This window comes from Streptomyces sp. NPDC030840, assembly GCF_055572015.1.
The window spans coordinates 33,471-59,326 of sequence record NZ_JBVIEE010000027.1 but is presented as its reverse complement, the minus strand read 5'-3'; the positions used below and the strand labels follow the sequence as shown (position 1 = coordinate 59,326).

The following is a 25,856-nucleotide window of genomic DNA, read 5'->3' as shown; positions in this document are numbered from 1 at the left end:
CCGTTCCGTCACTTGTTTCCATCAGTTGCGTCCGTTGGTTGCGTCCGTTGGCCACGTCCGCTGGTTACGTTCATCGCCGGTGCTGCCTCTCGTGCCGTCGTCGCCGGTCCCCGTCATCCGCCGCCCCCTTCCAGCAGCCCGTCGGCGAGACCGATCACCACGGGCAGCACCCCGATCGCGATGAACGCGGGAAGGAAGCACAGCCCCACGGGTGCGGTGACCATGACGGCCGCTCTGCGGGCCCGCTCGGTCGCGGCGCGTGCCCGTGCGGCGCGGGCCTCGGCCGCCAGTCGGGCCACCGGGGCGGCGGCGGGTACGCCCGACTCGCCGGCCCGCTCCAGGAGCCGCGCCAGGGGGCCGGCGCCGGGCAACGCGGCCAGGGCTCGCCATGCCTCGGCCGGTTCGCCCCCGAGCCGCGCCTCCGCCGCACCGCGGGCCAGGCGCTCCCCGACGGGCCCTCCGAGGGCTTCGCCCACGGCCCGTGCCGCCGCGACCGGGCCTGCTCCGGCGGTGATGCAGGCGGCCAGCAGGTCGGCGGCGAGAGGGAGTTGGCGCGCCACCCCGGCAGGGTCGTGCTCCTTGTCCCCGTTCTTGTCCTCGTCCGCCGTTCTCCCCGCCACAGCGCCGCCCCGTTGCCGCTGCCACCACCAGAGCCCCCAGCCGGCCGCCAGTCCCAGCAACAGGCCCACGAGGCCGCCCACCAGCACCCACCCGGCGCACACCACCCCTGTGACCGGCAGCCACCGCCGTACGGCGTCCCGTACCGCCGTCCGCCGCGCCGGCGGCACACCTCGCAGGAGCAGCACGGCTCCCAGCCGTCTGCGCAGCCTCCGTTCGCGCCGAACCGTGTCGAGGGACCCGAGCAGCCACCACAGTCCCAGCGCCCCGCACACGAGCGTCCCCAGCCTGTGGACAACCTCCGCGCTCATGCCTCCTCCGCTCCCCGTACGATCCGCAGCGCCCACCACAGGCCGGTGCCCTCGAGCACTCCGCCGACCAGCAGGCAGCCCAGCCCGGCGGCGCTGTGCAGCACCACGTGCAGCGGGTCGGCGCCCAGTGCGGTGCCCAGCAGCAGGCCGAGCACCGGAAGGCCGGCGAGCATTACGGCCGTGGACCGGGCTCCCGCCAACTGGGCGCGCAGGTCGGCCCGCTGGTCCCGCTCTGCGCGCAGGGCGCCCTCCAGCCGGTCGAGCCCGGCCGCGAGGCCCGCGCCCCGGTCCACGGCCACCCGCCAGCACGCGGCCAGTCCGAGCAGCCCCTCGCCGCCCGGCTGCCGTGCCGCGTCCGCGAGCGCGCCCGGCACGTCCCCGCCGAACCGCGCGGCCGCCAACACCACCGCCTGCGCCTCGCCGAGCCCGCCCGAGTCCCGGGCGGCCCACAGCAGCGCCTCACCCGGCTGTCTGCCCGCGCGGACCTCTCCGGCGAGCGCCCCGCAGAGCGCGATCACGGCGTCACCGCACCGCTCGCGCGCCCGTTGTGCCTCGCGGGCCCGGCGTGCCCGGCGTAACAGGGGCACCCCGAGCGCCCCGGCGAGCACCGGCAGCACGGACGCGCCCAGCACGCCGATCACGGCCCCGAGTGCCGGCGCCCACCACTCGGCCGGCAGCCGCCGCACGCGCAGGGCCGCCCTCTCCCAGGGGAGCGGTCCTACCGCGCCGCCACCGGCGAGCAACAGTTGCGCCCTCCGGGTCCCGGCACGCGGTCCGGCCAGGAGCCAGGCCGCCGCTCCGGCGCACGCCCCGGCCGCCCCCGTCAGCCCGGCCGACAACTCGCTGACTCCGGTCACAGCGCTCCGCTCCCTTCCTGGAGCAGCCCTCGCAGCCGCTCCCAGCCCCGCTCGTAGGCGAACGCCCCGGCGCCCCACCGCAGCGCGGGCACCGTCACCACCAGTCCCGAGTGATCCCGCTCCAGCACGTGCACCTCCGCGATCCGGCGCCGCCCGTCCCGGTCGCGGACGAGATGGAGGACCACCGACAACGCGGCCGCCAACTGGCTGTGCAGCGCCGCCCGGTCGAGCCCCGCAGCCGTGCCGAGCGCTTCCAGCCGTGCGGGCACCTGGGCCGCGGCGTTGGCGTGCAGGGTCCCGCAGCCGCCTTCGTGACCTGTGTTGAGAGCGGCCAGCAGGGACACGACCTCGGGCCCGCGCACCTCTCCGACGACCAGCCGGTCGGGCCGCATCCGCAGCGCCTGCCGCACCAGGTCATGGAGCTCGACGAGCCCCACGCCCTCCTGGTTGGCGGGCCTGCCCTCCAGCCGCACCACGTGTGGGTGCTCGGGGCGCAGCTCCGCCGAGTCCTCGGCCAGCACGATCCGCTCACCGGGGTCGACCAGGCCAAGCAGCGCGCTCAGCAGCGTCGTCTTGCCCGTCCCGGTCCCGCCGCTGATCACGTACGACAGGCGGGAGGCGATCATGGCCCGCAGCAGCCGGTCTCCGCCCGGCGGTACCGTCCCGGCTCTCACGAGTTCGCCCAGAGTGAACGCCCGCGGTCGTACCACCCGGAGGGACAGGCAGGTCGAGCCCACGGCCACCGGGGGGATCACCGCGTGCAGTCGCGTGCCGTCCGGCAGGCGTGCGTCGACCCACGGGCGCGCGTCGTCGAGCCTGCGGCCGGCCACCGCGGCCAGTCGCTGCGCGAGGCGTCGCACGGCCGCCGCGTCCGGGAAGGAGACCTGCGTCAGCTCCAGGCCGCCGCCCCGGTCCACCCACACCCGGTCGGGTGCCGACACCAGGACGTCGGTGACCGAGGGGTCGGCCAGCAGCGGCTCCAGCGGCCCGCTGCCGATCAGCTCGGAGCGCAACCGCTCGGCAGCGCCCAGGACTTCGGCGTCCCCGAGCACCCGGCCCTGCTCCCGCAGAGCCTGTGCCACGCGCGCGGGTGTCGGTTCGGAGCCGCTCTCGGCGAGCCACTGCCGCACACCGTCCAGCAGCTCGCAGTCGCTTCCCGGCACCGGGTCCCAGCCGCCGCTCATGCCGCCTCGCCCCCGGCCAGCGCCCGCTCCCAGAACGTCGCGCAGAAACGCGCGAGTGGTCCGCGCGCGGCTCCTCCGGGGGGTGCCCCGCCGTCCAGAAGGCCCGACTCGGCGGGTACTTCGCCCGCCAGGGGCAGCCCGAGGAGCCGGGCCACCTCGCGGTCGTCGAGGCCCGGCGCGTACGGGCCCCGCACGGCCACCCGCAGATCGCGCAGGACCATCCCGAAGGCGGACGCGACCCGCGCGGCCGCGGCGACCGCGCGCAGTTCGGCGGGGACCACCAGCAGGCCGAGATCGATCTGGGCGAGGGCCTCGGCGACGCCGTCGTCGATCCGGCGCGGCAGGTCGACGACCACCGCGCCACCACGCCGCCGGCCTGCCGCCAGGACCGCTCGTACGGCCTGGGCCGGAATGGCTACGGCGTCGCCGCGGTCCCAGCTGAGAACCCTGAGGGAGTGCAGTTCGGGCAGCGACTCCTCCAGGGCTCCGCCGCCGACCCGGCCGCGTGAGGCGGCGAACGCCGGCCAGCGCAGCCCCTCGGCGGCCTCACCGCCCAGGAGGACGTCGAGACCGCCGCCCAGCGGATCCGCGTCCACCAGGAGGGTGCGCCGGCCCTGCCGTGCGGAGGTGACCGCCAGCGCGCAGGCCAGCGTGGACGCTCCGGCGCCGCCCCGGCCGCCGATCACCCCCACGGTCAGGGCGGGTCTGCCCACGCCTTCGGCGACGTCGGCGATGCGGTCGACGAGCCACTGCTCGCCGTCCGGCAGCACCAGCACGTGGTCGGCGCCGATCTCGACGGCCCGCCGCCAGACCCCGGAGTCGTCCTGGTCCCGGCCGACCAGCACCACCCCTCTTCGGCGCGAGGCGCCACGCACGCGCCGTGCCGCGTCGTCGCCGACGAGGACCAGCGGCGCCGCCTCCCAGCCGCCCCTGTCCTGTGGCACCCCGTGGTGGACCTCGGGTCTGGCTCCTGCGGCCGCGCACAGACGCAGCAGGTCGTCCAGCAGTTCCGCGTCCTCGGTGACGATCAACGGCCTGCCCTGCCGCCCCTCGGCGGCGGGCGGCAGTTCGTTCGCGATGGCTCCCGCCACGATCTCCAGCCCCCTTCGCTGCTCCTCGCACGGGGCTCGCGCGGCCTCTGCCGCCCCGCGATTCCCGCCCGTGGTGAAGTCCCGTGTGAAGAACCGGCAACCGGCCTCCATATGCAAGGCCGATAGGAACCGGCCAAACGCGCACCAACAAACCGATCAGGCCATGAACTCGCCGGAGCGGTGCGCGCTGGAATCACGGTGCAGCGATCCCGGAAATCGTGTGGATCTTGGTCGATAACTGTGGACAAGACGAGAGTTGTGAATATCGCCGTCACTCAAACAGGGGACGCCTGCGCGACTTCCACAGCGCAGCGCGGTGACTACTCACAGTGAGGGATCATGGGCCGGCCCCGGGAAGGCGCCGCGCGGCCACGAGAGGGCCGACCGATCAGAGGAGAGAGGAGGGAAAACGCACCCGGACATGCGACGACCCCCGCCGGGGGGGAGAGCGGGGGTCGTCCCCACGGCCGACTCGGGGGGGAGGAGTCGGACCGGGTTAGCACGGTCGCGAACGATCCGTGACTTCCATGGTGTACCCGAGAGCCTTCTCAGGCAAACCCACACGCCCCACACTAGCCCGAATGGCGGGCGCATATGCTCGGGCTCGTGGAAAACCACTCCTTGCCCCGCACAGCAGCCTTCTTTGACCTGGACAAGACGGTCATTGCGAAGTCGAGCACGCTCACGTTCAGCAAGTCGTTCTACCAAGGCGGTCTGATCAACCGCAGGGCCGTCTTGCGTACCGCATATGCCCAGTTCGTCTTCCTTGCGGGCGGCGCCGACCATGACCAGATGGAGCGCATGCGTGAGTATCTGTCCGCACTGTGCCGTGGCTGGAACGTCCAACAAGTGAAGGAGATCGTCGCCGAGACCCTTCACGACCTGATCGATCCGATCATCTACGACGAGGCCGCCTCTCTGATCGAGGAGCACCACACCGCCGGGCGCGACGTCGTCATCGTCTCCACGTCCGGCGCGGAGGTCGTCGAGCCGATCGGGGAGCTCCTGGGTGCGGACCGCGTCGTGGCGACCCGCATGGTCGTGGGCGACGACGGCTGCTTCACGGGCGAAGTGGAGTACTACGCCTACGGCCCCACCAAGGCCGAGGCGATCAGGGAACTGGCCGAGTCCGAGGGGTACGACCTGGCGCGCTGCTACGCCTACAGCGACTCCGCCACGGATCTGCCGATGCTGCAGGCCGTCGGGCATCCGCATGCCGTGAATCCGGACCGCCCGCTGCGGCGTGAGGCCCTCGCGCGCGGGTGGCCGATCCTGGACTTCCACCACCCGGTGCGACTGAAGCAGCGACTGTCGGTGCCGCCGCGTCCCGCGCTCGTGGCGGCCGCCGCCATAGGCGCCGCGGCGGCCACCGCCGGGCTCGTCTGGTACGCGAGCCGGCGCCGTCCGACCGCCATGTGATCTCCGGTGTGCTCTTCAGCGACCATCCGGGCGCCCGTTTAACACCCGTTAACGCCTCTTTGAGCCCAAAAAGTAAAGAACCGCGGCCGGGGCTTCCGCTTGCCCTGGTGCTGGAGTACAAAGGATGCAACGGCCCGCGAGACCAAAGGACATCCGAAAGGATCACCTTTAACAACGCATTTTGGCCCCACGGACCGAGCATGGACATCGGGCACCCACGCGACGTCGACCCGTCGATTACGGGCCAGCCGCACCAGGTGACGGGCAACAGTTCCCGACCTGATGGGCAATACATCGAGGACGCTTGGTAACCCGGTGAACATGCCAGCGGCGGTACGAACACTCGTACCGCCGCAACCCTGTTCAGGCCCTCTTCACGAGGGCCTCTTCCCTGTCGGCACCCTGCGGAGCTACGCCGCCCCGCGCTGCAGAGCCTCGCACACCGCCGTCGACTCCCGGGCGCCGAGTTCCACCGCCCTGCCGCAGTGGGCGATCCAGGCGGCCATGCCCTCCGGGGTGCCGGACACGTACCCCTCCAGGGCCGCGACGTAGGCGGCGCGTCCGAGTTCCGCGTGGCCGACCTCCGCGGGACAGACGGACTTGGGGTCGAGTCCGCTGCCGACCAGGACGATGCGCTCGGCCGTGCGCGCGACGAGGCCGTTGTGGGAGCCGAACGGGCGCAGGGCGAGCAGTTCGCCATGGACGACGGACGCGGTCACCAGGGCGGGCGCCGAACTCCCCGCGATGATCAGCTCCGAGAGCCCTTCGAGTCGGCCGGAGACCTCGGCGGCGCCCGGCAGATCCAGTTCGACCAGCGGTTCGTCGACCGGTTCACCGTCCTGACGCGGACGCCCCACGCGCGCGTCGTCGTCGGCCGCCGCCACCAGGTGCAGCCGGGCCAGCACCCGTAGCGGCGACTGCCGCCAGATGGACAGCAACTGACCCGCCTCGGCGGTCAGCCTCAGCGCGGCACCCATCAGCCGGGCCTCGTCGTCACCGCTGAAATCGGTGCGGCGCCGCACCTCTTCGAGAGCCCAGTCGGCACCGGACAGCGCGGCGGAACCACGCGCGCCGCGCAGTGCCGCCTCGGCGGTGATCTCGTTGCTGCGGCGGCGCATGATCCGGTGGCCGTAGACCCGGTCCACGGCCTTGCGCACGGACTCCACGGACTCGGCCACACCGGGGAGCTCCCCCAGGGCGGCGAGCGGATCAGCGGTCGCGCCTGTCGTACTCATGAGTACGACACTACGCGTCCCCCTCCACGCGCCTGTGAGCACCCGGCATCGCGAAGCCCTACCGGCCGGCCGCCGGAGCGCCGGGTACGCCCTTCGGGGCGGGTGCGGGTCCGTCCGCGAGGAAGGCGGCCCAGCCCTGTGCCGGCGCCTCACCGACTTTCAGAGTGCGCAACCTGTCCAGGGTGTCGGGATTTTGGGCGTCCAGCCAGTCGGCTAGCTCCCGGAAGGAGACGCAGCGCACCTCGGCCTTCGTGCAGACCGTCTTGATGGTCTCCTCGACGGCACGCATGTAGGCACCGCCGTTCCAGGACTCGAAGTGGTTGCCGATGATCAGAGGCGCGCGGTTGCCGTGGAAGGCGCGCTCGAAGCCCTTCAGCAGGCCGTCACGGAACTGGTCGCCCCAGTAGGCGTGCTTGGCCGGGTCACCGGCGCGCGCCCCGGACTGGTTCGCGTAGAAGTTGTAGTCCATGGTCAGCGTCTCGAACGCGCGGCCCGGGACGGGGATGAGCTGCATCGACAGCTCCCACAGGCCGTTCTCCTTCCGGGGCCAGACCTGCTCGGCCACCCCGCTGGTGTCGTAGCGGAAGCCCAGCTCACGAGCTGCCTGCATGAAGTTCTCCTGCCCCTCTAGGCAGGGTGTGCGGCCGCCCACGAGCTCCCTGTCGTAGTCGAAGGGCAGCGGCTCCTCCTCCACCAGGCCCGTGTTGGTCTTCCAGGACTTCACGAAGTCCTTCGCCTGGGCGATCTCGCTCTTCCACTCGGCCACCGACCACTCGCCCACTCCGCCCCCGGGGCCGCAGAAGTGGCCGTTGAAGTGGGTCCCGATCTCATTGCCCTCCAGCCACGCGCCGCGCAGCTGGGCCACGGTGTCCCTGACACCGCGGATGTCGTTGAAGCCGATGTCGGAGCGTCCTGGCGCGTGCCGCGGCGGCCGGTACAGCTCGCGCCTGGCTCCCGGCAGCATGTACACGCCGCTCAGGAAGTACGTCATCGTCGCGTTGCTGGCCCTGGCCACCTCTCGGAAGTGGGAGAACAGCCTCTGGCTGTCCTCGCCCGCGCCGTCCCACGAGAAGACCACGAACTGCGGCGGCTTCCGGCCCGGCCCCAGCCGTTCCGGTCCGGGCCGGCCGGGACGGGTGGGCTGAGGACCGGTGTACGCGGTGGAACCGTCACCGATCAGGCGTGCGGCGCGCTTGGGCGCCGGGGCCGGAACGGCCTCCTTCGCGCTGTACGCGCCGTCCCTGGAACCCGTGCCCCCCGCGCGGGCGCCGGTGTCGCCGGTCGAGCAACCGGCGAGTGCCGTGGAGCAGGCCGCCGCGAACGCGACACCCGCGGCGATCCTGACGGTGGCGACCATCACCGGCCCACCTTCTTCCTTCGGTCGGGCAACGCTTCGAGGGAGTTCCGTCGCGTCAGCGAAAGGACGCGCCGGCTCCGCCAGGGAGACAAGGTCACACGATCACAGGAAGGAATTTATATGACAAGCCGATGAAAATCATCATTCACTCGACAGAGCGATCTACTCACCCATTTGCCGCTTTTAGCGCCACTCCTCCTTTACTCTGCATTACGATTCGTTTACCGATTGTTGAGATATCCCGCCGCTGCACGCCGTGACAAACGGCCGCGACCCGACCCCGCCAGAGAGCGGGGACCACCTGTTCCGCGACCGCGCCACCCCGGAGGAGACGGGAACCATGTCAGCCTGCGTCCCCACACGCGCCGAAGACCCGACTCGGGCCAAGCCCGCCCACCCACCCCACAGCCCCCCGTCAGGCCCGCGACGCCCGTTCCGTATCGCGGGTGCCGATGTCTCCGCGTCACTCGCGGTCTTCCTGATCGCGCTGCCCCTGTCCCTCGGCATCGCCCTCGCCACCGGCGCGCCCCTGCAGGCGGGCCTGGTCGCCGCCGCCGTCGGCGGACTCGTCGCCGGGCGCCTCGGCGGCTCACCGCTCCAGGTCAGCGGTCCCGCCGCCGGGCTCAGCGTCGTCACCGCCGAGCTCATCCAGCGCTACGGATGGCGGACGACCTGCGCCATCACTGTCCTCGCCGGACTCGCCCAGCTCGGCCTGGGCTGTCTGCGAGTGGCCCGCACGGCGCTCGCCGTCAGCCCCGCGATCGTGCACGGCATGCTCGCCGGCATCGGCATGACCATCGCCGTCGCCCAGCTGCACATCGTGCTCGGCGGCACACCGCAGAGCGCGGTCCTCGACAACCTCCGGGCTCTGCCCGCCCAGTTGGCGAACCTGCGTCCGGACGCCGTGACGGTGAGCGCGCTGACCCTCGCCCTGCTGTTCGCGTGGCCGCGGCTCCCCGGGCGCGCCGGCCGGGCGCTGCGCGCGATTCCCGCCGCGCTCGTCGCGGTCGCCGTGGCCACGGCGACCGCCTCCCTGGCCGGGCTGAGCCTGCCCAAGGTCGACCTGCCGTCCTGGCGCAGCCACGCCCTGGCCGGCATGCCCGAAGGGCCGGTGCTCGGGCTGGTCGCGGCCGTCCTCACCATCACGCTGGTGTGCAGCGTCCAGTCCCTGCTCGGTGCCGTCGCCGTGGACAAGCTGGCCGCGGGGCGGGCAGGCGTGGCCCGCTCGGACCTGGACCGGGAGCTGCTCGGCCAGGGCGCGGCCAACATCGTCTCGGGATCGCTCGGCGGTCTGCCCGTCGCCGGAGTCGCCGTGCGGAGCTCGGCGAACGTGCACTCCGGCGCCGTGAGCCGGAACTCCACGATGCTGCACGGCGTTTGGGTGGTGGTGGCCGCGCTGCTGATGGTCCCCGTGCTCGAGCTGATCCCCCTCGCGTCGCTCGCCGCCCTGGTGATGGCCGTCGGTATCCAGATGGTGTCCCTGCTCCACATCCGCACGGTCACCCGCCACCGAGAGGTGCTGGTGTACGCCGTCACCACGCTCGGTGTCGTCCTCCTGGGCGTCCTGGAGGGCGTGGCCCTGGGGATCGCCGTGGCCGTCGGTGTCTCGCTGCGCCGCCTCGCCCGCACCCGCATCACGCACGACGAGAGAAGAGGAGTCCAATACGTACGGGTCCGGGGCCAGTTGACGTTCCTCGCGGTTCCCCGCCTCAGCCGGGCCCTGCACCTGGTGCCCCCGGGGACGGAAGCCGTCGTGGAGGTGGACGGTTCGTTCATGGACCACGCTGCGTTCGAGACGCTGCAGGACTGGCAGAAGACGCACACCGCGCAGGGCGGCGCCGTCGAGATCACCGGGCGCGCGGGCACGCGTATCGCGGAACCGACCGGCGTCTCCGGATGCCGGTGCCGCCCCTGGACGCCCTGGCGCAACCACCACTGCGAGGACCCGGATTCCACGGCGCCGGGCGACCGGCAGAGGGACGACAATGACGGTTCCGGGCGACCGAGCGGCCACCGGTTGGCGCGCGGCATCAGCGCGTTCCAGCGGAACACCGCTCCCCTGGTGCGCGGTGAGCTGGCCCGGCTCGCGCGTGAAGGACAGCGGCCCGCGCAGCTGTTCCTGACCTGCGCGGACTCACGACTCGTCACATCGATGATCACCTCCAGCGGCCCAGGAGACCTCTTCGTCGTCCGCAATGTGGGGAACCTGGTGCCCCCGCCCGGCGAGGAGAGCGGCGACGACTCGGTGGCCGCGGCGATCGAGTACGCGGTGGACGTACTGAAGGTGCGGTCCATCACGGTCTGCGGGCACTCCGGCTGCGGAGCGATGCAGGCTCTGCTGAACGCGGAGCCAGGAGGCGCCCGGACGCCGCTCAAGCGGTGGCTCCGGCACGGGCGGCCCAGCCTGGAGCGCGCCTCGGACATGGGACGGCCCGGCGCACGGCTGGCGGGACGGGCACCGGCCGACGCGGTGGAGCAGCTCTGCCTGACCAATGTCGTCCAGCAGCTGGAGCACCTCCGGGCGCACGAGTCCGTGGCGCGAGCCCTCAAGGAGGGGGCGCTGGAGCTGCACGGGATGTACTTCCACGTGGGCGAGGCGCAGGCGTATCTGCTGACCGGCACGGACGGGGCGGAGGTGTTCGAGCACGTCGACGCGTTCGAGAAAGTGAGTGTGGTGGAGGACCTGCACCGTTCCGCATAGCTGCGGGAGGACTTCCCGGGGAGAGAAAGTGCGCGGTCCTGGCGCGACCGACCGCGCACCGCGATGCGGTCGCCTCGGCCGGGCACCCCCGGATCCGCTGTTCCCCGGCCCGTGCGCAGGCGGGGCCACCCTGGCGGGTGAACCCCGCACACGCTTCGTCCGTGAGCATGGGTGGGCCCCGCTGGGGAGCCACCCACCCACAGGTCTAAACCAATCGGCCGACGGCCCTTGTCATCGGGGGTCCGGGTCTGATGAGCTGTGGCCCGGGACACAACGGACACCCTGGGAAAGGGAGATGTCGTGAGCAACGAATCCTTGGCCAACCTGCTGAAGGAAGAGCGCAGGTTCGCGCCTCCCGCCGACCTGGCCGCGAACGCCAACGTCACCGCGGAGGCGTACGAACAGGCCAAGGCTGACAGGCTCGGCTTCTGGGCCGAGCAGGCCCGTCGGCTGACGTGGGCCAAGGAGCCGGCCGAGACACTGGACTGGTCGAATCCGCCGTTCGCCAAGTGGTTCAAGGACGGCAAGCTCAATGTGGCGTACAACTGCGTGGACCGGCACGTCGAGGCAGGACACGGCGACCGGGTCGCCATCCACTTCGAGGGTGAGCCCGGCGACGGCCGCGCCATCACCTACGCCGAGCTCAAGGACGAGGTCTCCAAGGCGGCGAACGCGCTGCTGGAGCTGGGCGTCCAGGCAGGTGACCGGGTCGCCGTCTACATGCCGATGATTCCTGAGACCGCGGTCGCGATGCTCGCGTGCGCCCGTATCGGCGCCGCGCACTCCGTGGTCTTCGGCGGATTCTCCGCGGACGCGCTCGCGACCCGTATCCAGGACGCCGACGCCAAGGTCGTCATCACCTCCGACGGCGGTTACCGCCGCGGCAAGCCCTCCGCGCTCAAGCCCGCCGTCGACGACGCCGTCGACCGCGTGGACAACGTGAAGCACGTCCTCGTCGTCCGCCGCACCGGCCAGGAGGTCGCCTGGACCGAGGGCCGCGACGTGTGGTGGCACGAGATCGTGGAGCGTCAGTCCGCCGAGCACACGCCCGAGGCGTTCGACGCCGAACACCCGCTGTTCATCCTCTACACCTCGGGCACGACGGGTAAGCCGAAGGGCATCCTGCACACCTCCGGCGGTTACCTCACCCAGACGTCGTACACCCACCACGCCGTCTTCGACCTCAAGCCCGAGACCGACGTGTACTGGTGCACGGCCGACGTCGGATGGGTGACCGGCCACTCGTACATCGTGTACGGACCGCTGGCGAACGGCGCGACGCAGGTCATGTACGAGGGTACGCCGGACACCCCGCACCAGGGCCGCTTCTGGGAGATCGTCCAGAAGTACGGCGTCACGATCCTCTACACGGCGCCGACGGCGATCCGTACGTTCATGAAGTGGGGCGACGACATCCCCGCGAAGTTCGACCTGTCCTCCCTGCGCGTGCTGGGCTCGGTCGGCGAGCCGATCAACCCCGAGGCGTGGATCTGGTACCGCAAGCACATCGGCGCGGACACGACGCCGATCGTGGACACCTGGTGGCAGACCGAGACCGGCGCGATGATGATCTCGCCGCTGCCCGGCGTGACCGAGACCAAGCCGGGCTCCGCGCAGACGCCGCTGCCGGGTATCTCCGCGACCGTCGTGGACGACGAGGCGAACGAGGTGCCGAACGGCGGCGGTGGCTACCTGGTCCTCACCGAGCCGTGGCCGTCGATGCTGCGCACCATCTGGGGAGACGACCAGCGTTTCCTCGACACCTACTGGTCACGGTTCGAGGGCAAGTACTTCGCCGGTGACGGCGCCAAGAAGGACGACGACGGCGACATCTGGCTCCTCGGGCGCGTCGACGACGTGATGCTCGTGTCCGGCCACAACATCTCGACCACCGAGGTGGAGTCGGCCCTCGTGTCCCACCCGTCGGTCGCGGAGGCGGCCGTGGTCGGCGCGGCCGACGAGACCACCGGGCAGGCCATCGTGGCGTTCGTGATCCTGCGCGGCACGGCCGCGGAGACCGAGGACCTGGTGGCCGAGCTGCGCACCCACGTGGGAGGAGCTCTCGGCCCCATTGCCAAGCCGAAGCGGATCCTCCCCGTGGCGGAGCTGCCCAAGACCCGCTCCGGGAAGATCATGCGGCGCCTGCTGCGTGACGTGGCGGAGAACCGGCAGCTCGGTGATGTGACGACGCTGACGGACTCGACGGTGATGGACCTGATCCAGGCCAAGCTGCCCGCCGCGCCATCGGAGGACTGACGGCAGCGGGCTGAGTTCGTACGGCCCGGACCCGGACGGCCCGGATCCGGACGGCCCGTATCCGGACGGCCCGGATTCATACGGTCCCGAGGGGGCACCCGGCATCACACCGGGTGCCCCCTCGGCGTCCCGCCCATAAGTCGTCACGTCGGTTCACCCGGAATGCGAGCTTCACGGAAATGATCCCGCCACACCTTAGGTAGGCTAAGAAACCCGTCAACAACGGAAAAGATCCTCTAGGTGCGCCGGGAAGTCTGGTCGGCATGCGCTGCGCCGTGCCCACCGACCGGAGGTTCCCGCCATGACCGCCCCCCGCCCCGCCACCAGCACGCGCAAGTTCCTCGGGCGTCTGTCCCTGCCCGAGCGGAACTTCGTCGCGGAGGCGCTACGAACGGAGACGGTCGGCGGCGTGCTGCTCCTCGCGGCGGCGGTCACAGCGCTGATCTGGGCCAACGTGCCCGCACTCCACGACAGTTACGAAGCCGTGCGCGACTTCCATCTGGGGCCTGGCACGCTGGGTCTCCACCTCTCCGTCGAGCACTGGGCCGCCGACGGACTGCTCGCGGTCTTCTTCTTCGTCGCAGGCATCGAACTCAAGCGCGAGATGGTGGCCGGTGACCTGCGGGACCCGAAGGCGGCGCTGCTGCCCGTCGTCGCCGCGCTCTGCGGGATGGCCGTACCCGCCCTCGTCTACACGCTCACGAACGTCACCGGCGGCGGCTCACTAGTCGGCTGGGCCGTACCGACCGCCACCGACATCGCCTTCGCGCTCGCCGTCCTCGCTGTCATCGGGACCTCGCTGCCCTCCGCCCTGCGGGCCTTCCTGCTCACACTCGCCGTCGTCGACGACCTGTTCGCGATCCTGATCATCGCCGTCTTCTTCACCTCCGACATCGACTTCCTCGCGCTCGCCGGGGCCTTCGCCGGCCTGGCCGTCTTCTGGCTGCTCCTCAGGAAGGGCATCCGCGGCTGGTACGTGTACGTCCCGCTGGCGCTCGTGATCTGGGGGTTGATGTACAACAGCGGTATCCACGCCACCATCGCCGGTGTCGCGATGGGGCTGATGCTGCGCTGCACGAGGCGCGAGGACGAGGCCCACTCCCCCGGCGAGCACATCGAGCACCTCGTGCGGCCCCTGTCGGCGGGTCTCGCCGTGCCGTTGTTCGCCCTGTTCAGCGCGGGTGTCGCGGTCTCCGGCGGTGCGCTCGGCGAGGTGTTCACCCAGCCCGTGACCCTCGGTGTCGTCCTCGGGCTCGTCGTCGGCAAGGCGATCGGCATCTTCGGGGGCACGTGGCTGACGGCCCGTTTCACCAGGGCCTCGCTCAGTGAGGACCTCTCCTGGCCGGACGTCTTCGCGGTGGCTTCGCTGGCCGGCATCGGCTTCACCGTCTCCCTCCTCATCGGCGAACTCGCCTTCGAGGGCGATCCGGAGCTCACCGACCAGGTCAAAGCCGCCGTGCTCATCGGCTCCCTGATCGCGGCCACGCTCGCGACGGTGTTGCTGAAGATACGGAACGCCAAGTACCGGGCGCTGTGGGAGACCGAGGAACGCGACGAGGACCTCGACGGCATCCCCGACATCTATGAGCAGGACAACCCCGCGTACCACCTGCGCATGGCCGAGCTCTACGAACGCAAGGCCGCCGAGCACCGGAGGCTTGCCGAAGTGGCGGGCAGGGCAAGCGATGGGGACGACGGTCCGGCATGATCTGACAGGACCGTACAAAACCGCAGGCCTCCCCTGGACCGTACGAACCGCGCGCGACGAACCGCCCAGTCGCGCAACGGCCTTATAGTCCCGGGGGTGCCGAGGACGCTGAAGAGGAAGAGGGAGACTCCGATGAGCGCACCCGACGGCAGCCCGGTCGGCGCCGAACGCAGCATCGGCCAGTTGTTCGCCACGGCGACCACCGAGATGTCCGCGCTGGTGCACGACGAGATCGCGCTGGCCAAGGCCCAGCTCAAGCACGACGTCAAGCGCGGCGCGGTGGGCGGCGGGGCGTTCGCGGCGGCCGGCGCGGTGCTGATTTTCTCCCTGCCGATGCTGAGCTTCGCCCTCGCGTACGGCATCCGGACCTGGAGTGACTGGAACCTCGCCGTCTGCTTCCTGCTGTCGTTCGTGGCCAACGTGCTGGTCGCCGGGATCCTCGCGCTGATCGGCGTCGCCTTCTCCAAGAAGGCCAAGAAGGGGAAGGGCCCGCAGAAGGTCGCCTCCTCCGTGAAGGAGACGGCGGGCGTCCTGCAGAACGCCAAGCCGCACCCCCGTCGGCCCAGCCCGTCCGACGGCCCGGTCGATGCTGTGGCACGCTCGTCCTCATGACGGACCCCGCCCCCTCTTCGGACACTGCGGCATCCCCGGCCTCTTCGGCGTCCTCCGACTCGCCGACCTCGCCGACTTCGATGGCCTCACCGTCCTCACAGTCCTCACCGGCCGGTGCACCCCTCGGGGCCCATGCGGCCTCCGGACCCCATGCGGCGCCGCCGGCCTCGGTCGTACGGCCGGACGTGCCCGGTGCGAAGGTGGCGCACCGGGACCTCGCGGCCAACGGGGCGCGCTTCCACATCGCCGAGCTGGGTGACGGACCGCTGGTCCTGCTGCTGCACGGTTTCCCGCAGTTCTGGTGGACGTGGCGGCACCAGCTGGTCGCGCTCGCCGACGCCGGCTACCGGGCCGTGGCGATGGACCTGCGGGGCGTCGGCGGCAGTGACCGTACGCCCCGGGGCTACGACCCCGCCAACCTCGCGCTCGACATCACCGGGGTCGTACGCTCCCTGGGCGAGCCCGACGCCGCGCTGGTCGGCCATGACCTCGGCGGATACCTGGCGTGGACGGCGGCCGTGATGCGCCCCAAGCTCGTACGGCGGCTCGCGGTCGCCTCGATGCCGCACCCCAGACGCTGGCGCTCGGCCATGCTGCGGGACGCCAAGCAGACGGCCGCCGGCTCCTACATCTGGGGCTTCCAGCGGCCGTGGATCCCCGAGCGGCAGCTCACCGCCGACGACGGCGCCCTGGTGGGCCGGCTGGTACGGGACTGGTCGGGGCCGCGGCTGCCGGACGACGAGGCCGTGGAGACGTACCAGCGCGCGATGTGCGTCCCCTCGACGGCACACTGCTCGATCGAGCCGTACCGGTGGATGGTCCGCTCGATGGCCCGTCCGGACGGCATCCAGTTCAACCGTCGTATGAAGCGCCCGGTCCGCGTGCCCACCCTGCACCTGCACGGCTCGCTCGACCCGGTGATGCGCACCCGCAGCGCGGCCGGTTCCGGAGAGTACGTGGAGGCCCCGTACCGCTGGCGTCTGTTCGACGGTCTGGGACACTTCCCGCACGAGGAGGACCCGGTCGCGTTCTCGACCGAACTGATCAACTGGCTGAAGGATCCCGAACCCGATCGGTGACCGACCCGATGCGCGGCACCCGCACCGGCCCGTCGACACTCCGGTCACTCCGGTCACTCAGGTCAATCAGATCAATAAAGTCACTCCGGAACTCCGGAACTCCGGCGCTCCGTCACTCCGGCACGAACACCTGTCCTACGAACAGCCACATGCCTGGCGCATAGGCCAATTGAGGGCCTCGGGCGCGGTTATCGACCTTGGGGCGGGGGCACACGTCGGGGTATGGGCTGGACGCACGACTACAGTGACGCAGCACGCAACCGCCGCTCCGCCGCGGGCCTGAACTCCCACCAGAGGGGTGCCCCGCAACTTGCGGGCACTGATCCCCGGCTGGGCATTCCGCGCATTCTGCGCCGCCGGGCCCGGTGGGTCTCGGCCCGGCTGCGCCACCCGCGCCCCTGATCCGTTCCGACGCCGTTCGCGCCGGTCCGACCGGCCGCCGGTTCAGTGACTGTTCGCCTGCGGTGACTGTTCGCCAGCTCGGTGACTGTTCGCCTGCTCAGTGACTACAGGGCGCAGCTGTCGCTGTCCACCTGCTGGTTGGCCGTGCGGCCCTGGGCGATGTCCTGCTGGATCTCGTCCACGGTCAGCGCGTACCCGGTGTCGGGGTCGTCGAGGGACTTCGCGAACACCACGCCGTAGACGTCGCCGTCGGGCGTGAGCAGCGGTCCGCCGGAGTTGCCCTGGCGGACGGTCGCGTAGAGCGAGTACACGTCGCGGTTGACGGTGCCGCGGTGGTAGATGTCGGGGCCGTTGGCGTCGATGCGGCCCCGCACGCGCGCGGGGCGCACGTCGTACGCGCCGTTCTCCGGGAAGCCCGCCACGATCGCGCTGTCGCTGCTGGTGGCGTCCTTCGCCGAGAACTTCAGCACGGGCGCGTTCAGGTTGGGCACGTCCAGTACGGCGATGTCGCGCTCCCAGTCGTAGAGGACGACCGTCGCGTCGTACCTGCGGCCCTCGCCCCCTATCTGGACGGTGGGCTCGTCGACTCCGCCGACCACGTGCGCGTTGGTCATCACGCGGCGCTGGCCGAAGACGAAGCCGGTGCCCTCGAGGACCTTGCCGCAGCTCTCGGCGGTGCCCATGACCTTGACGATGGACTTCTTGGCCTGCTGGGCGACCGCGCTGTTCGCCAGCTTCGGGTCGGGCGGCTCGACGTTGGTGATCTTCTCGTTGGAGAACGGGCTGAAGACCTGCGGGAAGCCGTTCTGTGCGAGGACCGAGGAGAAGTCCGCGAACCACGTGTTGGCCTGGTCGGGAAGGGCGCTCGACACGCCGTGGAGCACCTTGGAGTTGCGCACCTCCTTGCCGAGCGTCGGCAGCGTCGTCTGCGCGAGCGCAGAACCGATCAGCCAGGCGACCAGGAGCATCGCCACCACGTTGACGAGGGCGCCGCCGGTGGCGTCGAGAGCGCGGGCCGGGGACCAGGTGATGTACCGGCGGAGCTTGCTGCCCCAGTGCGTCGTGAGCGCCTGGCCGACGGACGCGCAGACGATGACGACGATCACCGCGACGACGGCGGCGGTCGTGCCCACCTCCGCGTCGTTGGTCAGCGCGTCCCAGATGACCGGGAGCAGGTAGACCGCGACGAGGCCGCCCCCGAGGAAGCCGATCACCGAGAGGATGCCGACGACGAAGCCCTGGCGATAGCCCACGATCGCGAACCACACGGCGGCGATCAGCAACAGGATGTCCAGCACGTTCACTGCTTCACGCCTCGCCTCGTCACCTTGCTGACCTCGTGGTCGCCGATCCCCGGCCGGAGGACGGGCCCACCGCACAGCGGCACACGGGCGCGGCGTCCCCCGGAAAAACACAGCACGGGTGCCACCCTGTCATGCGCGCCAGTCGAGCGGGACCTGCTTGTCCCGGTCCCAGGGCCGCTCCCAGCCCGCGAAGTGCAGCAGCCGGTCGATGATTCCGGCCGTGAATCCCCACACCAGGGCCGATTCGACCAGGAATGCCGGGCCTGCGTGGCCCCTGGGGTGCACGGCGGTCGCGCGGTTGGCGGGGTCCGTGAGATCCGCCACGGGAACGGTGAAGACACGGGCGGTCTCGTTCGGATCGACGACTCCCACCGGGCTCGGCACCCGCCACCAGCCCAGAACGGGAGTGACCACGAAGCCGCTCACCGGGATGTACAGCGCGGGCAGCACGCCGAACAGCTGGACGCCGCTCGGGTCCAGCCCCGTCTCCTCCTCGGCCTCACGGAGAGCGGCCCGCAGCGGCCCTTCGGCCTTCGGGTCGCCGTCCTCGGGGTCGAGGGCGCCGCCGGGGAAGGAGGGCTGGCCCGCGTGCGACCGCAGCGAGCTCGCCCGCTCCATGAGCAGCAGCTCGGGCCCGCGCTCCCCCTCACCGAACAGGATGAGCACCGCGGACTGCCGGCCCGCGCCGTCCACCGGCGGCAGGAACCTGCTGAGCTGTGGCGGCTGAACTGTCTCGACGGCGTGGACCACGGGGTCCAGCCAGCCGGGCAGGCCGTCCTTGCTCAGCACCAGCCGCCCGTTGTGCGTGTTGCTCGCGTGCGTCATCGCCACCCCCGTCGTTCTGCCGATCCCAACGCGCACGCCACCGCGGATCGTTCCGCGGGTCCCTCGTGTGGGTGTCCTGCCGTGCGGGTGCCGTACGGGTGTCCCGCCGTACGGGCTGTCATCCGGCCCCCAGCGCGGGTGCAGGGATACCGCCCGCGTCCAGGTACGCCTGCGGGGGCTTGAGGCGCTGGCCGGGGAAGCCGCCCTTCTCGTACTTCAGGAGCTTCTTCGCCTTCTCCGGGTCGGTCTCGCCCTCGCCGTAGGCCGGACAGAGCGGTGCGATGGGGCAGGCGCCGCACGCGGGCTTGCGGGCATGGCAGATACGGCGGCCGTGGAAGATCACGTGGTGCGAGAGCATCGTCCACTCGCTCTTCGGGAAGAGCGCGCCGACGGCTGCCTCGATCTTGTCCGGGTCGGTCTCCTCGGTCCACCGCCAGCGCCGGACCAGCCGCTGGAAGTGCGTGTCCACGGTGATCCCGGGCCGCCCGAAGGCGTTGCCGAGGACCACGAAGGCGGTCTTCCGGCCGACGCCGGGCAGCTTGACCAGGTCCTCCAGCCGCCCGGGCACCTCGCCGCCGTGATCCTCCACGAGCGCCTTGGACAGCCCCATGACCGACCTGGTCTTGGCGCGGAAGAAACCGCACGGCCGCAGGATCTCCTCGACCTCCTCGGGGTTGGCCGCGGCCAGGTCCTCAGGGGTCGGGTACTTCGCGAAGAGCGCCGGCGTCGTCTGGTTCACGCGCAGGTCGGTGGTCTGGGCCGACAGGACCGTGGCCACGATCAGCTGGAAGGGGTTCTCGAAGTCCAGCTCCGGGTGGGCGTACGGGTACACCTCGGCGAGTTCGCGATTGATCCGGCGGGCGCGGCGCACGAGCGCGGTGCGCGACTCGTCCTTCGGGGGCTTCCTGGCGCCGCTGCTCCCAACGGCTTTCCCGGCGGGAGCGGCTTTCCCGGCGGGAGCGGCTATCCCGGCGGGAGCAGTCTTCCCCGCCGGAGCGGTCTTCTTCGCGGCGGCCTTCGCGGTGGCCTTCCGAACGGCCTTCCCAGGGGCCTCCTCAGCAGCGGCGGGCCTCGCGGCCGACCCCGCCTTTGTCGCCTTTGCCGTTTTCTTCGCTCCCGCCGGACCCTGTTCGCCCACAGCGGAATCGCGACGTACAACCACCCGCCCAGCCCCCTTGGCCTGTGCTCTCACCGGCGATTTGGACACCCGGCCAGCCTAAAGCCCGCCACCGACATCCGCCCCGGGCCCAGAAGATCGGCCGCCAATTGGACCCCTGCCGGGCACGGGGGCACACGTGTGCGGCATCCTTGTGACAGATCACACTGTTTGGACCGTCCGGCAAAATGGGGAGCACGGTCCCCTGGTACGACGGGGAGCAACATCCCCTGAGCAGGTCGACAAGGAGAGAACTCGTGGACGACGTTCTGCGGCGCAATCCGCTCTTCGCGGCGCTCGACGACGAGCAGGCCGCGGAGCTCCGCGCCTCCATGAGTGAGGTGACCCTCGCGCGCGGTGACGCCCTGTTCCATGAGGGCGACCCGGGTGACCGCCTGTACGTGGTCACCGAGGGCAAGGTCAAGCTCCACCGCACGTCCCCCGACGGCCGCGAGAACATGCTGGCAGTCGTCGGGCCCGGTGAGCTCATCGGCGAGCTGTCGCTGTTCGACCCGGGCCCGCGTACGGCGACGGCCACCGCACTCACCGAGGTCAAGCTGCTCGGCCTCGGCCACGGCGACCTCCAGCCCTGGCTGAACGCCCGGCCCGAGGTGGCCGGCGCCCTGCTGCGCGCGGTCGCCCGCCGGCTGCGCAAGACCAACGACCAGATGTCCGACCTGGTGTTCTCGGACGTCCCGGGCCGCGTGGCCCGTGCGCTCCTGGACCTCTCGCGCCGCTTCGGCGTGCAGTCCGAGGAGGGCATCCACGTCGTGCACGACCTCACGCAGGAGGAGCTGGCCCAGCTGGTCGGCGCCTCCCGCGAGACGGTGAACAAGGCCCTCGCCGACTTCGCCGGCCGTGGCTGGCTGCGTCTGGAGGCCCGCGCGGTGATCCTCCTGGACGTCGAGCGCCTCGCCAAGCGCTCCCGCTGACTTCCGGTACGCGGACGGGGTCCCGCCTCTTCGAGGGGTGGGGCCCCGTTCCGGTTTCCGCGGCGGGCAGGGACCGCGCGGAGAAAACCACCTGCTCACCAGCCCCACCAGGGGCACAGTGGGCACATGGCCGAAACAGAGCACCCCAGAGGGCTCGACAGTCAGGGCTACAGAGGTCTCGACAGTCAGGGCTACATCGAACGGGAGGGATCCCTCGGGCGGATCCCCCACGCGTTCCGCCCCGTGGTCGCCGCCGCACGTGACCGGATCCTCGACATCTTCGGCGCCCGCCTGCACAGCGCGTACCTCTACGGCTCGGTCCCCCGCGGCACCGCGCGCGTGGGCCGCAGCGACCTCGACCTGCTCGTCGTCCTCAACGAGGAGCCCGCGGACGCGGACCGTGCGGACGCCCGCGCCCTCGACGAGGCACTCGACAAGGAGTTCCCGCAGATCAACGGCTCCGGCACCCTGCTCCTGAGTCGTACGCGGGTGCTGAGCGACCTTGAGCGGCACGACGCCGGCTGGTTCGTCGCCTGCCTGTGCACGCCTCTCCTGGGCGAGGACCTCGCCGAGTTCCTCCCGCGCTACCGCCCGGACTCCCTCCTCGCGCGCGAGACCAACGGCGATCTCGTGCTGCACCTTCAGCGCTGGCGCAGGCGGATCGAAGAGCTGGAAGAGGTGGCCGGGGGCGCGTCCGCCGACGCGGCCACCGACGACGCCCTCCGCTCCCTGGTCCGCGGCGCCTCCCGCCACCTCGTCCGCACCGGATTCACGCTGGTCATGCCCCGCTGGAACGGCTGGACCAGCGACCTGCGCGAGATGGCCGACGTGTTCGGGCGGTACTACCCGGAGCGTGCCGCGCAGATGCGGTCGGCGGCGACCGTGGCGTACGAGCCGAGCGCCGACCTGGCCGCCCTGCACTCGTACGTGGACGACATCGGGCCATGGCTCGCCGAGGAGTACGCGCGCGTGCACGGCGTCAGGGCACCGCGCCCCTGACGCGGGCGTCAAGGCACCGCGCCCCTGACGCGGGCTCCCCGGAAGCCCGCATCGCTGAAGACCCCGGCAGCGGCCCGGCGTCAGATCAGTCCGTGCTCCGAGAGGTAGTCCAGCTGCGCCCGCACCGACAGCTCGGCCGCCGGCCACAGTGTCCGGTCCACGTCCGCGTACACGTGGGCCACGATCTCGCCCGCCGTGCGGTAGCCGTCCTCGACCGCCGTCTCGACCTGGGCGAGCCGGTGGGCCCGATGGGCGAGGTAGAACTCGACGGCGCCCTGGGCGTCGTCGAGGACGGGGCCGTGGCCCGGGAGGACGGTGTGCACGCCGTCGTCGACGGTGAGTGAGCGGAGCCGCCGCAGGGAGTCGAGATAGTCCCCGAGACGGCCGTCAGGGTGGGCCACGACCGTCGTTCCGCGCCCCAGGATGGTGTCACCCGTCAGGATCGACTGATCGGCCGGGAGATGGAAGCACAGCGAGTCGGCGGTGTGCCCGGGCGTGGGGACGACCCGCAGCTCCAGCCCGCCGGCGGTCACCACGTCGCCCGAGCCCAGTCCCTCGTCCCCGAGCCGCAGTGCCGGGTCCAGCGCGCGCACCTTGGTCCCCGTCAGCTCGGAGAACCGTGCCGCGCCCGCCGCGTGGTCGGGGTGCCCGTGGGTGAGCAGCGTCAGCGTGATCCGTTTCCCGGCCTTCTCCGCCGTGTCGACGACGTTCCGCAGGTGTCCGTCGTCCAGGGGCCCCGGGTCGACGACGACCGCCTTCTCGGAGTCGGGCTCGGACAGGATCCAGGTGTTCGTGCCGTCCAGGGTCATCGCGGACGCGTTGGGAGCGAGCACATTGACCGCGCGTGGTGTGGCGAGGCCCGACAGGACCCCGCCCCGGGGCTGGCCGGGAAGTGCGGCGGCGTCCGTCATACGAGGGCCTCTTCCAGGACGGTGCTCATGCGGAGGTTCCCCCTGTCGGGATGTGCTTGGTGAACTCGTCGTGACCGGGCCAGGACAGGACGATCTCGCCGTCCTCCAGGCGTGCCTCGGCCAGGACCGGAGTCATGTCACGGCCGGGCGCGGCGGCCAGTGCCTCCGCGGCCGTGGCGTACGGGGCGAGCTGGCGCAGGGTGGCGATGGTGGGCGGCATCATCAGCAGCTCGCCCTTGTCGTAGCCCTCGGCCGCGTCCTGGGGGCGGATCCACACGGCGCGGTCGGCCTCCGTGGAGGCGTTGCGCGTGCGCTGGCCCTCCGGGAGGGCGGCCACGAAGAACCAGGTGTCGTAGCGGCGGGGCTCGAACTCCGGAGTGATCCACCGGGTCCACACACCGAGGAGGTCGGAGCGGAGCACCAGTCCCCTGCGCTCCAGGAACTCCGCGAAGGACAGGTCACGGGCGGCCACGGCGGCGCGGTCCGCCTCCCAGTCCTCTCCCGTCGTGTCGCCGACCACGGAGTCGGCGGTCGGGCCCGCGAGGAGGACACCCGCCTCCTCGTACGTCTCCCGGACGGCCGCGCAGACGACGGCCTGGGCGCCGGTCTCGTCGACCCCCAGCCTGTCCGCCCACCACGCGCGCGTGGGGCCCGCCCAGCGGATGTGGTGTTCGTCGTCGCGGGGGTCGACGCCACCGCCCGGGTACGCGTACGCGCCTCCGGCGAAGGCCATGGAAGCGCGTCTGCGCAACATGTGCACCACGGGGGTACCGGCAGTGTCCTTGAGCAGGATGACCGTGGCCGCCCGCTTCGGGACGACCGGGGTGAGCGTGCCCTCCGCCAGCGCCCGGATGCGTTCCGGCCACTCCGGTGGGTACCACTGACCGTTCGCCTGACCGTTCCCCATGGCCGGAGGCTATCCCGTAGCGCGCTGATGTTCGAGAGGCAACAATCGCCTGCCCCGGGGACCCGGATTACGAACCGATGCTCCTGGTCACGCGTCTCCCGCCACGAACGCTCGCGTCACGCACGCCCGCGTCGCGGACGATCCCTCCACGAACGCTCACGCCGGGCACGGCGCGGCTCGCGCTGGAGGCGTCGGTCACTCCTCCGTCAGCTCCACCTGGATCTCGACCTCCACCGGCGCGTCCAGCGGGAGCACGGCCACGCCGACGGCGCTGCGGGCGTGGACGCCCTTGTCGCCGAGGACCTCGCCGAGCAGTTCACTGGCGCCGTTGAGGACGGCGGGCTGGCCCGTGAAGTCGGCGGCCGAGGCGACGAAGCCCACCACCTTCACCACACGCGCCACGCGGTCGAGGTCACCGGCTACGGACTTGACCGCGGCGAGCGCGTTGAGCGCGCAGGTGCGGGCCAGGTCCTTGGCCTCCTCCGGGGTGACCTCGGCGCCGACCTTGCCGGTGACCGGCAGCTTGCCGTCCACCATGGGCAGCTGGCCGGCCGTGTACACGTACACGCCCGACCGCACGGCGGGCTGGTACGCGGCGAGCGGCGGGACGACCTCCGGCAGGGTGAGTCCGAGCTCGGCGAGCTTCGCCTCGACGGCGCTCACGCCTGCTTCTCCCGCTTCAGGTAGGCCACCAGCTGCTCGGGGTTGTTCGGCCCGGGCACGACCTGGACGAGCTCCCAGCCGTCCTCGCCCCAGGTGTCCAGAATCTGCTTCGTGGCGTGGACGAGCAGCGGCACAGTTGCGTATTCCCATGAACGGCGAGAGTCAGCCATGACAACACCCCAGGTGGTAAGCGGTATGAATCTTCACGCAGCAGGCTACACAGGGCAGTCATACGGGCGGGTCAACGGCAGTCGGGCCAGCCCTGCCAGGGGCGGGACGCACTGTGGTGCGGTCACTATGACGACGTCGGCGTCTCTGCCCGCAGCGGAACCGAGCGACCTGATTTCGAGCACTTGCTCCGTCACTGCCACATATGCCGACGATGCCGGATCTCCTCGAAGCAGGCCGACGAACCAGCCGCCATTCTCAGCGCGGCGGGAGTGTCGCTGTGGGCGAGTTCTCCCTCTCTCCCCCCCCGAAATGCCGGCGCAACTCCCTCAGTAATTCGCGACCAGCAAGATACGCGCTCAAGAACTGGTTCAGCGGTTGTCTCAGCAGGTCAGGCGTGCGCCCATGGCCAGGCCTCGGCTCTGCCGGCCGTTGCGGGACCAGGCACGGGATCTTGAGACCACGAGCAGCCCATGACAGGGTCATGCCGCATGATCGATGAATTCGCGAAAGGCAACCTGCACGGGAGACTGCGGCGGGACCGCAAGGCGCTGCTCTGGAAACTCGACGGCTTGTCCGAATACGACGCGCGCCGACCTTTGACAGCCACCGGGACCAACCTCCTCGGCCTGGTCAAACACGTGGCCACCGTCGAGGCCAGGTACTTCGGCGAGGTCTTCGACCGCCCTTCCCCGGAACCGCTGCCCCGGTGGCAGGACTCCGACGGCAGCGACCTGTGGGCGACCGAGGGTGAGACCCGCGATCAGATCATCGGGTTCTACCGGCGCGCGTGGGAACACTCGGACGCGACGATCAGCGAGCTTCCCCTCGACGCCCCCGGTCACGTGCCGTGGTGGCCGGAGCCTTATGCCGACACGAACTTGTTCGGCGTCATGGTCCATGTCCTCGGCGAGTCCATCCGGCATGCCGGGCACGCCGACATCCTGCGCGAGGGCCTCGACGGCCGGACCGGATTGCGCGCCGAACACGAGCAGCAGATCGACGAGGAAGCCCGTGCAGCCTACTGCGCGAAGATCGAGCAGGCCGCCAGGACGGCCGCACCCATCAAGGCTTAGTCACTGCTGAACTCTGAGAACCTGCCGCCGCGTTGCCACCGACGTTACGTTCGGCACGTCGCCCGCCACCGCGCATCGCCGCTTC

At 71.3% G+C, this 25,856-nt stretch carries 23 protein-coding genes; 10 read left to right on the top strand and 13 right to left on the bottom strand.

What is annotated here, in order from left to right:
• Nucleotides 1–113 precede the first annotated feature (113 nt).
• Genes ACZ49J_RS38650 through ssd form a run of 4 tightly spaced genes read right to left on the bottom strand, consistent with a single transcriptional unit; the run spans nucleotide 114 to nucleotide 4,061 of the window.
• A complete protein-coding gene (locus tag ACZ49J_RS38650) occupies nucleotides 114–929 on the bottom strand; it encodes a type II secretion system F family protein (RefSeq protein WP_467455653.1) in 816 nt (271 codons plus the stop codon).
• Nucleotides 926–1,786 (bottom strand): type II secretion system F family protein, encoded by an 861-nt coding sequence (locus ACZ49J_RS38645; RefSeq protein ID WP_467455654.1) that lies wholly within the window; start codon nucleotides 1,784–1,786, stop codon nucleotides 926–928. The genes ACZ49J_RS38650 and ACZ49J_RS38645 overlap by 4 nt, the downstream gene beginning before the upstream one ends.
• Complete coding sequence (locus ACZ49J_RS38640; RefSeq protein ID WP_467455655.1) at nucleotides 1,783–2,970, bottom strand: TadA family conjugal transfer-associated ATPase; 1,188 nt, start codon at nucleotides 2,968–2,970, stop codon at nucleotides 1,783–1,785. The genes ACZ49J_RS38645 and ACZ49J_RS38640 overlap by 4 nt, the downstream gene beginning before the upstream one ends.
• A complete protein-coding gene (gene ssd, locus ACZ49J_RS38635; protein ID WP_467455656.1) occupies nucleotides 2,967–4,061 on the bottom strand; it encodes a septum site-determining protein Ssd in 1,095 nt (364 codons plus the stop codon). Before ssd ends, ACZ49J_RS38640 begins: the two co-directional genes overlap by 4 nt.
• Before the next feature lie 594 nt (nucleotides 4,062–4,655).
• Between ssd and ACZ49J_RS38630 the strand changes: the two genes are divergently transcribed.
• Complete coding sequence (locus ACZ49J_RS38630) at nucleotides 4,656–5,480, top strand: HAD family hydrolase (RefSeq protein WP_467455658.1); 825 nt, start codon at nucleotides 4,656–4,658, stop codon at nucleotides 5,478–5,480.
• A 410-nt stretch (nucleotides 5,481–5,890) separates the two neighbouring features.
• Here ACZ49J_RS38630 and ACZ49J_RS38625 read toward each other — a convergent pair whose 3' ends face one another.
• Together ACZ49J_RS38625 and ACZ49J_RS38620 are read right to left on the bottom strand one after the other, a co-directional pair.
• Nucleotides 5,891–6,715, bottom strand: a complete 825-nt coding sequence (locus ACZ49J_RS38625) for a Fic family protein (RefSeq protein WP_467455659.1) — start codon at nucleotides 6,713–6,715, stop codon at nucleotides 5,891–5,893.
• A gap of 58 nt (nucleotides 6,716–6,773) precedes the next feature.
• Complete coding sequence (locus ACZ49J_RS38620; protein WP_467455661.1) at nucleotides 6,774–8,072, bottom strand: polysaccharide deacetylase family protein; 1,299 nt, start codon at nucleotides 8,070–8,072, stop codon at nucleotides 6,774–6,776.
• A gap of 340 nt (nucleotides 8,073–8,412) precedes the next feature.
• Here ACZ49J_RS38620 and ACZ49J_RS38615 point away from each other — a divergent pair, with 340 nt between their 5' ends.
• The 6 genes from ACZ49J_RS38615 (at nucleotide 8,413) to ACZ49J_RS38590 (ending at nucleotide 16,830) form a co-directional block, all read left to right on the top strand.
• Nucleotides 8,413–10,773 (top strand): SulP family inorganic anion transporter, encoded by a 2,361-nt coding sequence (locus tag ACZ49J_RS38615; protein ID WP_467455662.1) that lies wholly within the window; start codon nucleotides 8,413–8,415, stop codon nucleotides 10,771–10,773.
• A gap of 300 nt (nucleotides 10,774–11,073) precedes the next feature.
• Entirely contained in the window at nucleotides 11,074–13,029 is a 1,956-nt protein-coding gene (acs, locus tag ACZ49J_RS38610) for an acetate--CoA ligase (RefSeq protein ID WP_467455663.1), read from the top strand.
• A gap of 301 nt (nucleotides 13,030–13,330) precedes the next feature.
• Nucleotides 13,331–14,737 carry a Na+/H+ antiporter NhaA gene (nhaA, locus tag ACZ49J_RS38605; protein WP_467455664.1) on the top strand — a complete coding sequence of 469 codons (1,407 nt, stop codon included), beginning with the start codon at nucleotides 13,331–13,333 and terminating at the stop codon, nucleotides 14,735–14,737.
• 132 nt (nucleotides 14,738–14,869) lie between these two features.
• Entirely contained in the window at nucleotides 14,870–15,349 is a 480-nt protein-coding gene (locus ACZ49J_RS38600; protein ID WP_467455666.1) for a phage holin family protein, read from the top strand.
• An 80-nt stretch (nucleotides 15,350–15,429) separates the two neighbouring features.
• Nucleotides 15,430–16,428 (top strand): alpha/beta fold hydrolase, encoded by a 999-nt coding sequence (locus ACZ49J_RS38595; protein WP_467455724.1) that lies wholly within the window; start codon nucleotides 15,430–15,432, stop codon nucleotides 16,426–16,428.
• A gap of 222 nt (nucleotides 16,429–16,650) precedes the next feature.
• Nucleotides 16,651–16,830: a hypothetical protein gene (locus tag ACZ49J_RS38590; protein ID WP_467455667.1), complete on the top strand. Its 180-nt coding sequence runs from the start codon at nucleotides 16,651–16,653 to the stop codon at nucleotides 16,828–16,830.
• A 104-nt stretch (nucleotides 16,831–16,934) separates the two neighbouring features.
• On the opposite strand, the gene ACZ49J_RS38585 is transcribed toward ACZ49J_RS38590, so the two are convergent.
• The 3 genes from ACZ49J_RS38585 to nth form a co-directional block, all read right to left on the bottom strand.
• Entirely contained in the window at nucleotides 16,935–18,134 is a 1,200-nt protein-coding gene (locus ACZ49J_RS38585; protein ID WP_467455669.1) for a MarP family serine protease, read from the bottom strand.
• Nucleotides 18,135–18,263: 129 nt separating this feature from the next.
• The gene (locus ACZ49J_RS38580) at nucleotides 18,264–18,959 is read right to left on the bottom strand and encodes an NUDIX hydrolase (protein ID WP_467455670.1); all 696 of its coding nucleotides are present in this window, start codon (nucleotides 18,957–18,959) and stop codon (nucleotides 18,264–18,266) included.
• A 118-nt stretch (nucleotides 18,960–19,077) separates the two neighbouring features.
• Nucleotides 19,078–20,121, bottom strand: a complete 1,044-nt coding sequence (gene nth / locus ACZ49J_RS38575; RefSeq protein ID WP_467455672.1) for an endonuclease III — start codon at nucleotides 20,119–20,121, stop codon at nucleotides 19,078–19,080.
• A 251-nt stretch (nucleotides 20,122–20,372) separates the two neighbouring features.
• Here nth and ACZ49J_RS38570 point away from each other — a divergent pair, with 251 nt between their 5' ends.
• Both ACZ49J_RS38570 and ACZ49J_RS38565 read left to right on the top strand, forming a co-directional pair.
• Nucleotides 20,373–21,047, top strand: coding sequence for a Crp/Fnr family transcriptional regulator (locus tag ACZ49J_RS38570; RefSeq protein ID WP_054215949.1), 675 nt, complete (start codon nucleotides 20,373–20,375; stop codon nucleotides 21,045–21,047).
• Between the two features lie 126 nt (nucleotides 21,048–21,173).
• On the top strand, nucleotides 21,174–22,046 hold the full coding sequence (locus tag ACZ49J_RS38565; protein ID WP_467455674.1) for a nucleotidyltransferase domain-containing protein: 873 nt from the start codon (nucleotides 21,174–21,176) through the stop codon (nucleotides 22,044–22,046).
• Nucleotides 22,047–22,126: 80 nt separating this feature from the next.
• Here the strand turns inward: ACZ49J_RS38565 and ACZ49J_RS38560 are convergent, their stop codons facing one another.
• The 4 genes from ACZ49J_RS38560 to ACZ49J_RS38545 form a co-directional block, all read right to left on the bottom strand.
• Nucleotides 22,127–22,957: an MBL fold metallo-hydrolase gene (locus ACZ49J_RS38560; protein ID WP_467455675.1), complete on the bottom strand. Its 831-nt coding sequence runs from the start codon at nucleotides 22,955–22,957 to the stop codon at nucleotides 22,127–22,129.
• A gap of 25 nt (nucleotides 22,958–22,982) precedes the next feature.
• Nucleotides 22,983–23,864 (bottom strand): NUDIX hydrolase, encoded by an 882-nt coding sequence (locus tag ACZ49J_RS38555; RefSeq protein ID WP_467455676.1) that lies wholly within the window; start codon nucleotides 23,862–23,864, stop codon nucleotides 22,983–22,985.
• 195 nt (nucleotides 23,865–24,059) lie between these two features.
• Nucleotides 24,060–24,527 (bottom strand): RidA family protein, encoded by a 468-nt coding sequence (locus tag ACZ49J_RS38550; protein ID WP_467455678.1) that lies wholly within the window; start codon nucleotides 24,525–24,527, stop codon nucleotides 24,060–24,062.
• Nucleotides 24,524–24,697 carry a DUF4177 domain-containing protein gene (locus ACZ49J_RS38545; RefSeq protein WP_467455680.1) on the bottom strand — a complete coding sequence of 58 codons (174 nt, stop codon included), beginning with the start codon at nucleotides 24,695–24,697 and terminating at the stop codon, nucleotides 24,524–24,526. Before ACZ49J_RS38545 ends, ACZ49J_RS38550 begins: the two co-directional genes overlap by 4 nt.
• Before the next feature lie 489 nt (nucleotides 24,698–25,186).
• Between ACZ49J_RS38545 and ACZ49J_RS38540 the strand changes: the two genes are divergently transcribed.
• Nucleotides 25,187–25,771, top strand: a complete 585-nt coding sequence (locus ACZ49J_RS38540) for a DinB family protein (protein WP_467455682.1) — start codon at nucleotides 25,187–25,189, stop codon at nucleotides 25,769–25,771.
• The last annotated feature ends 85 nt before the right edge of the window (nucleotides 25,772–25,856 follow it).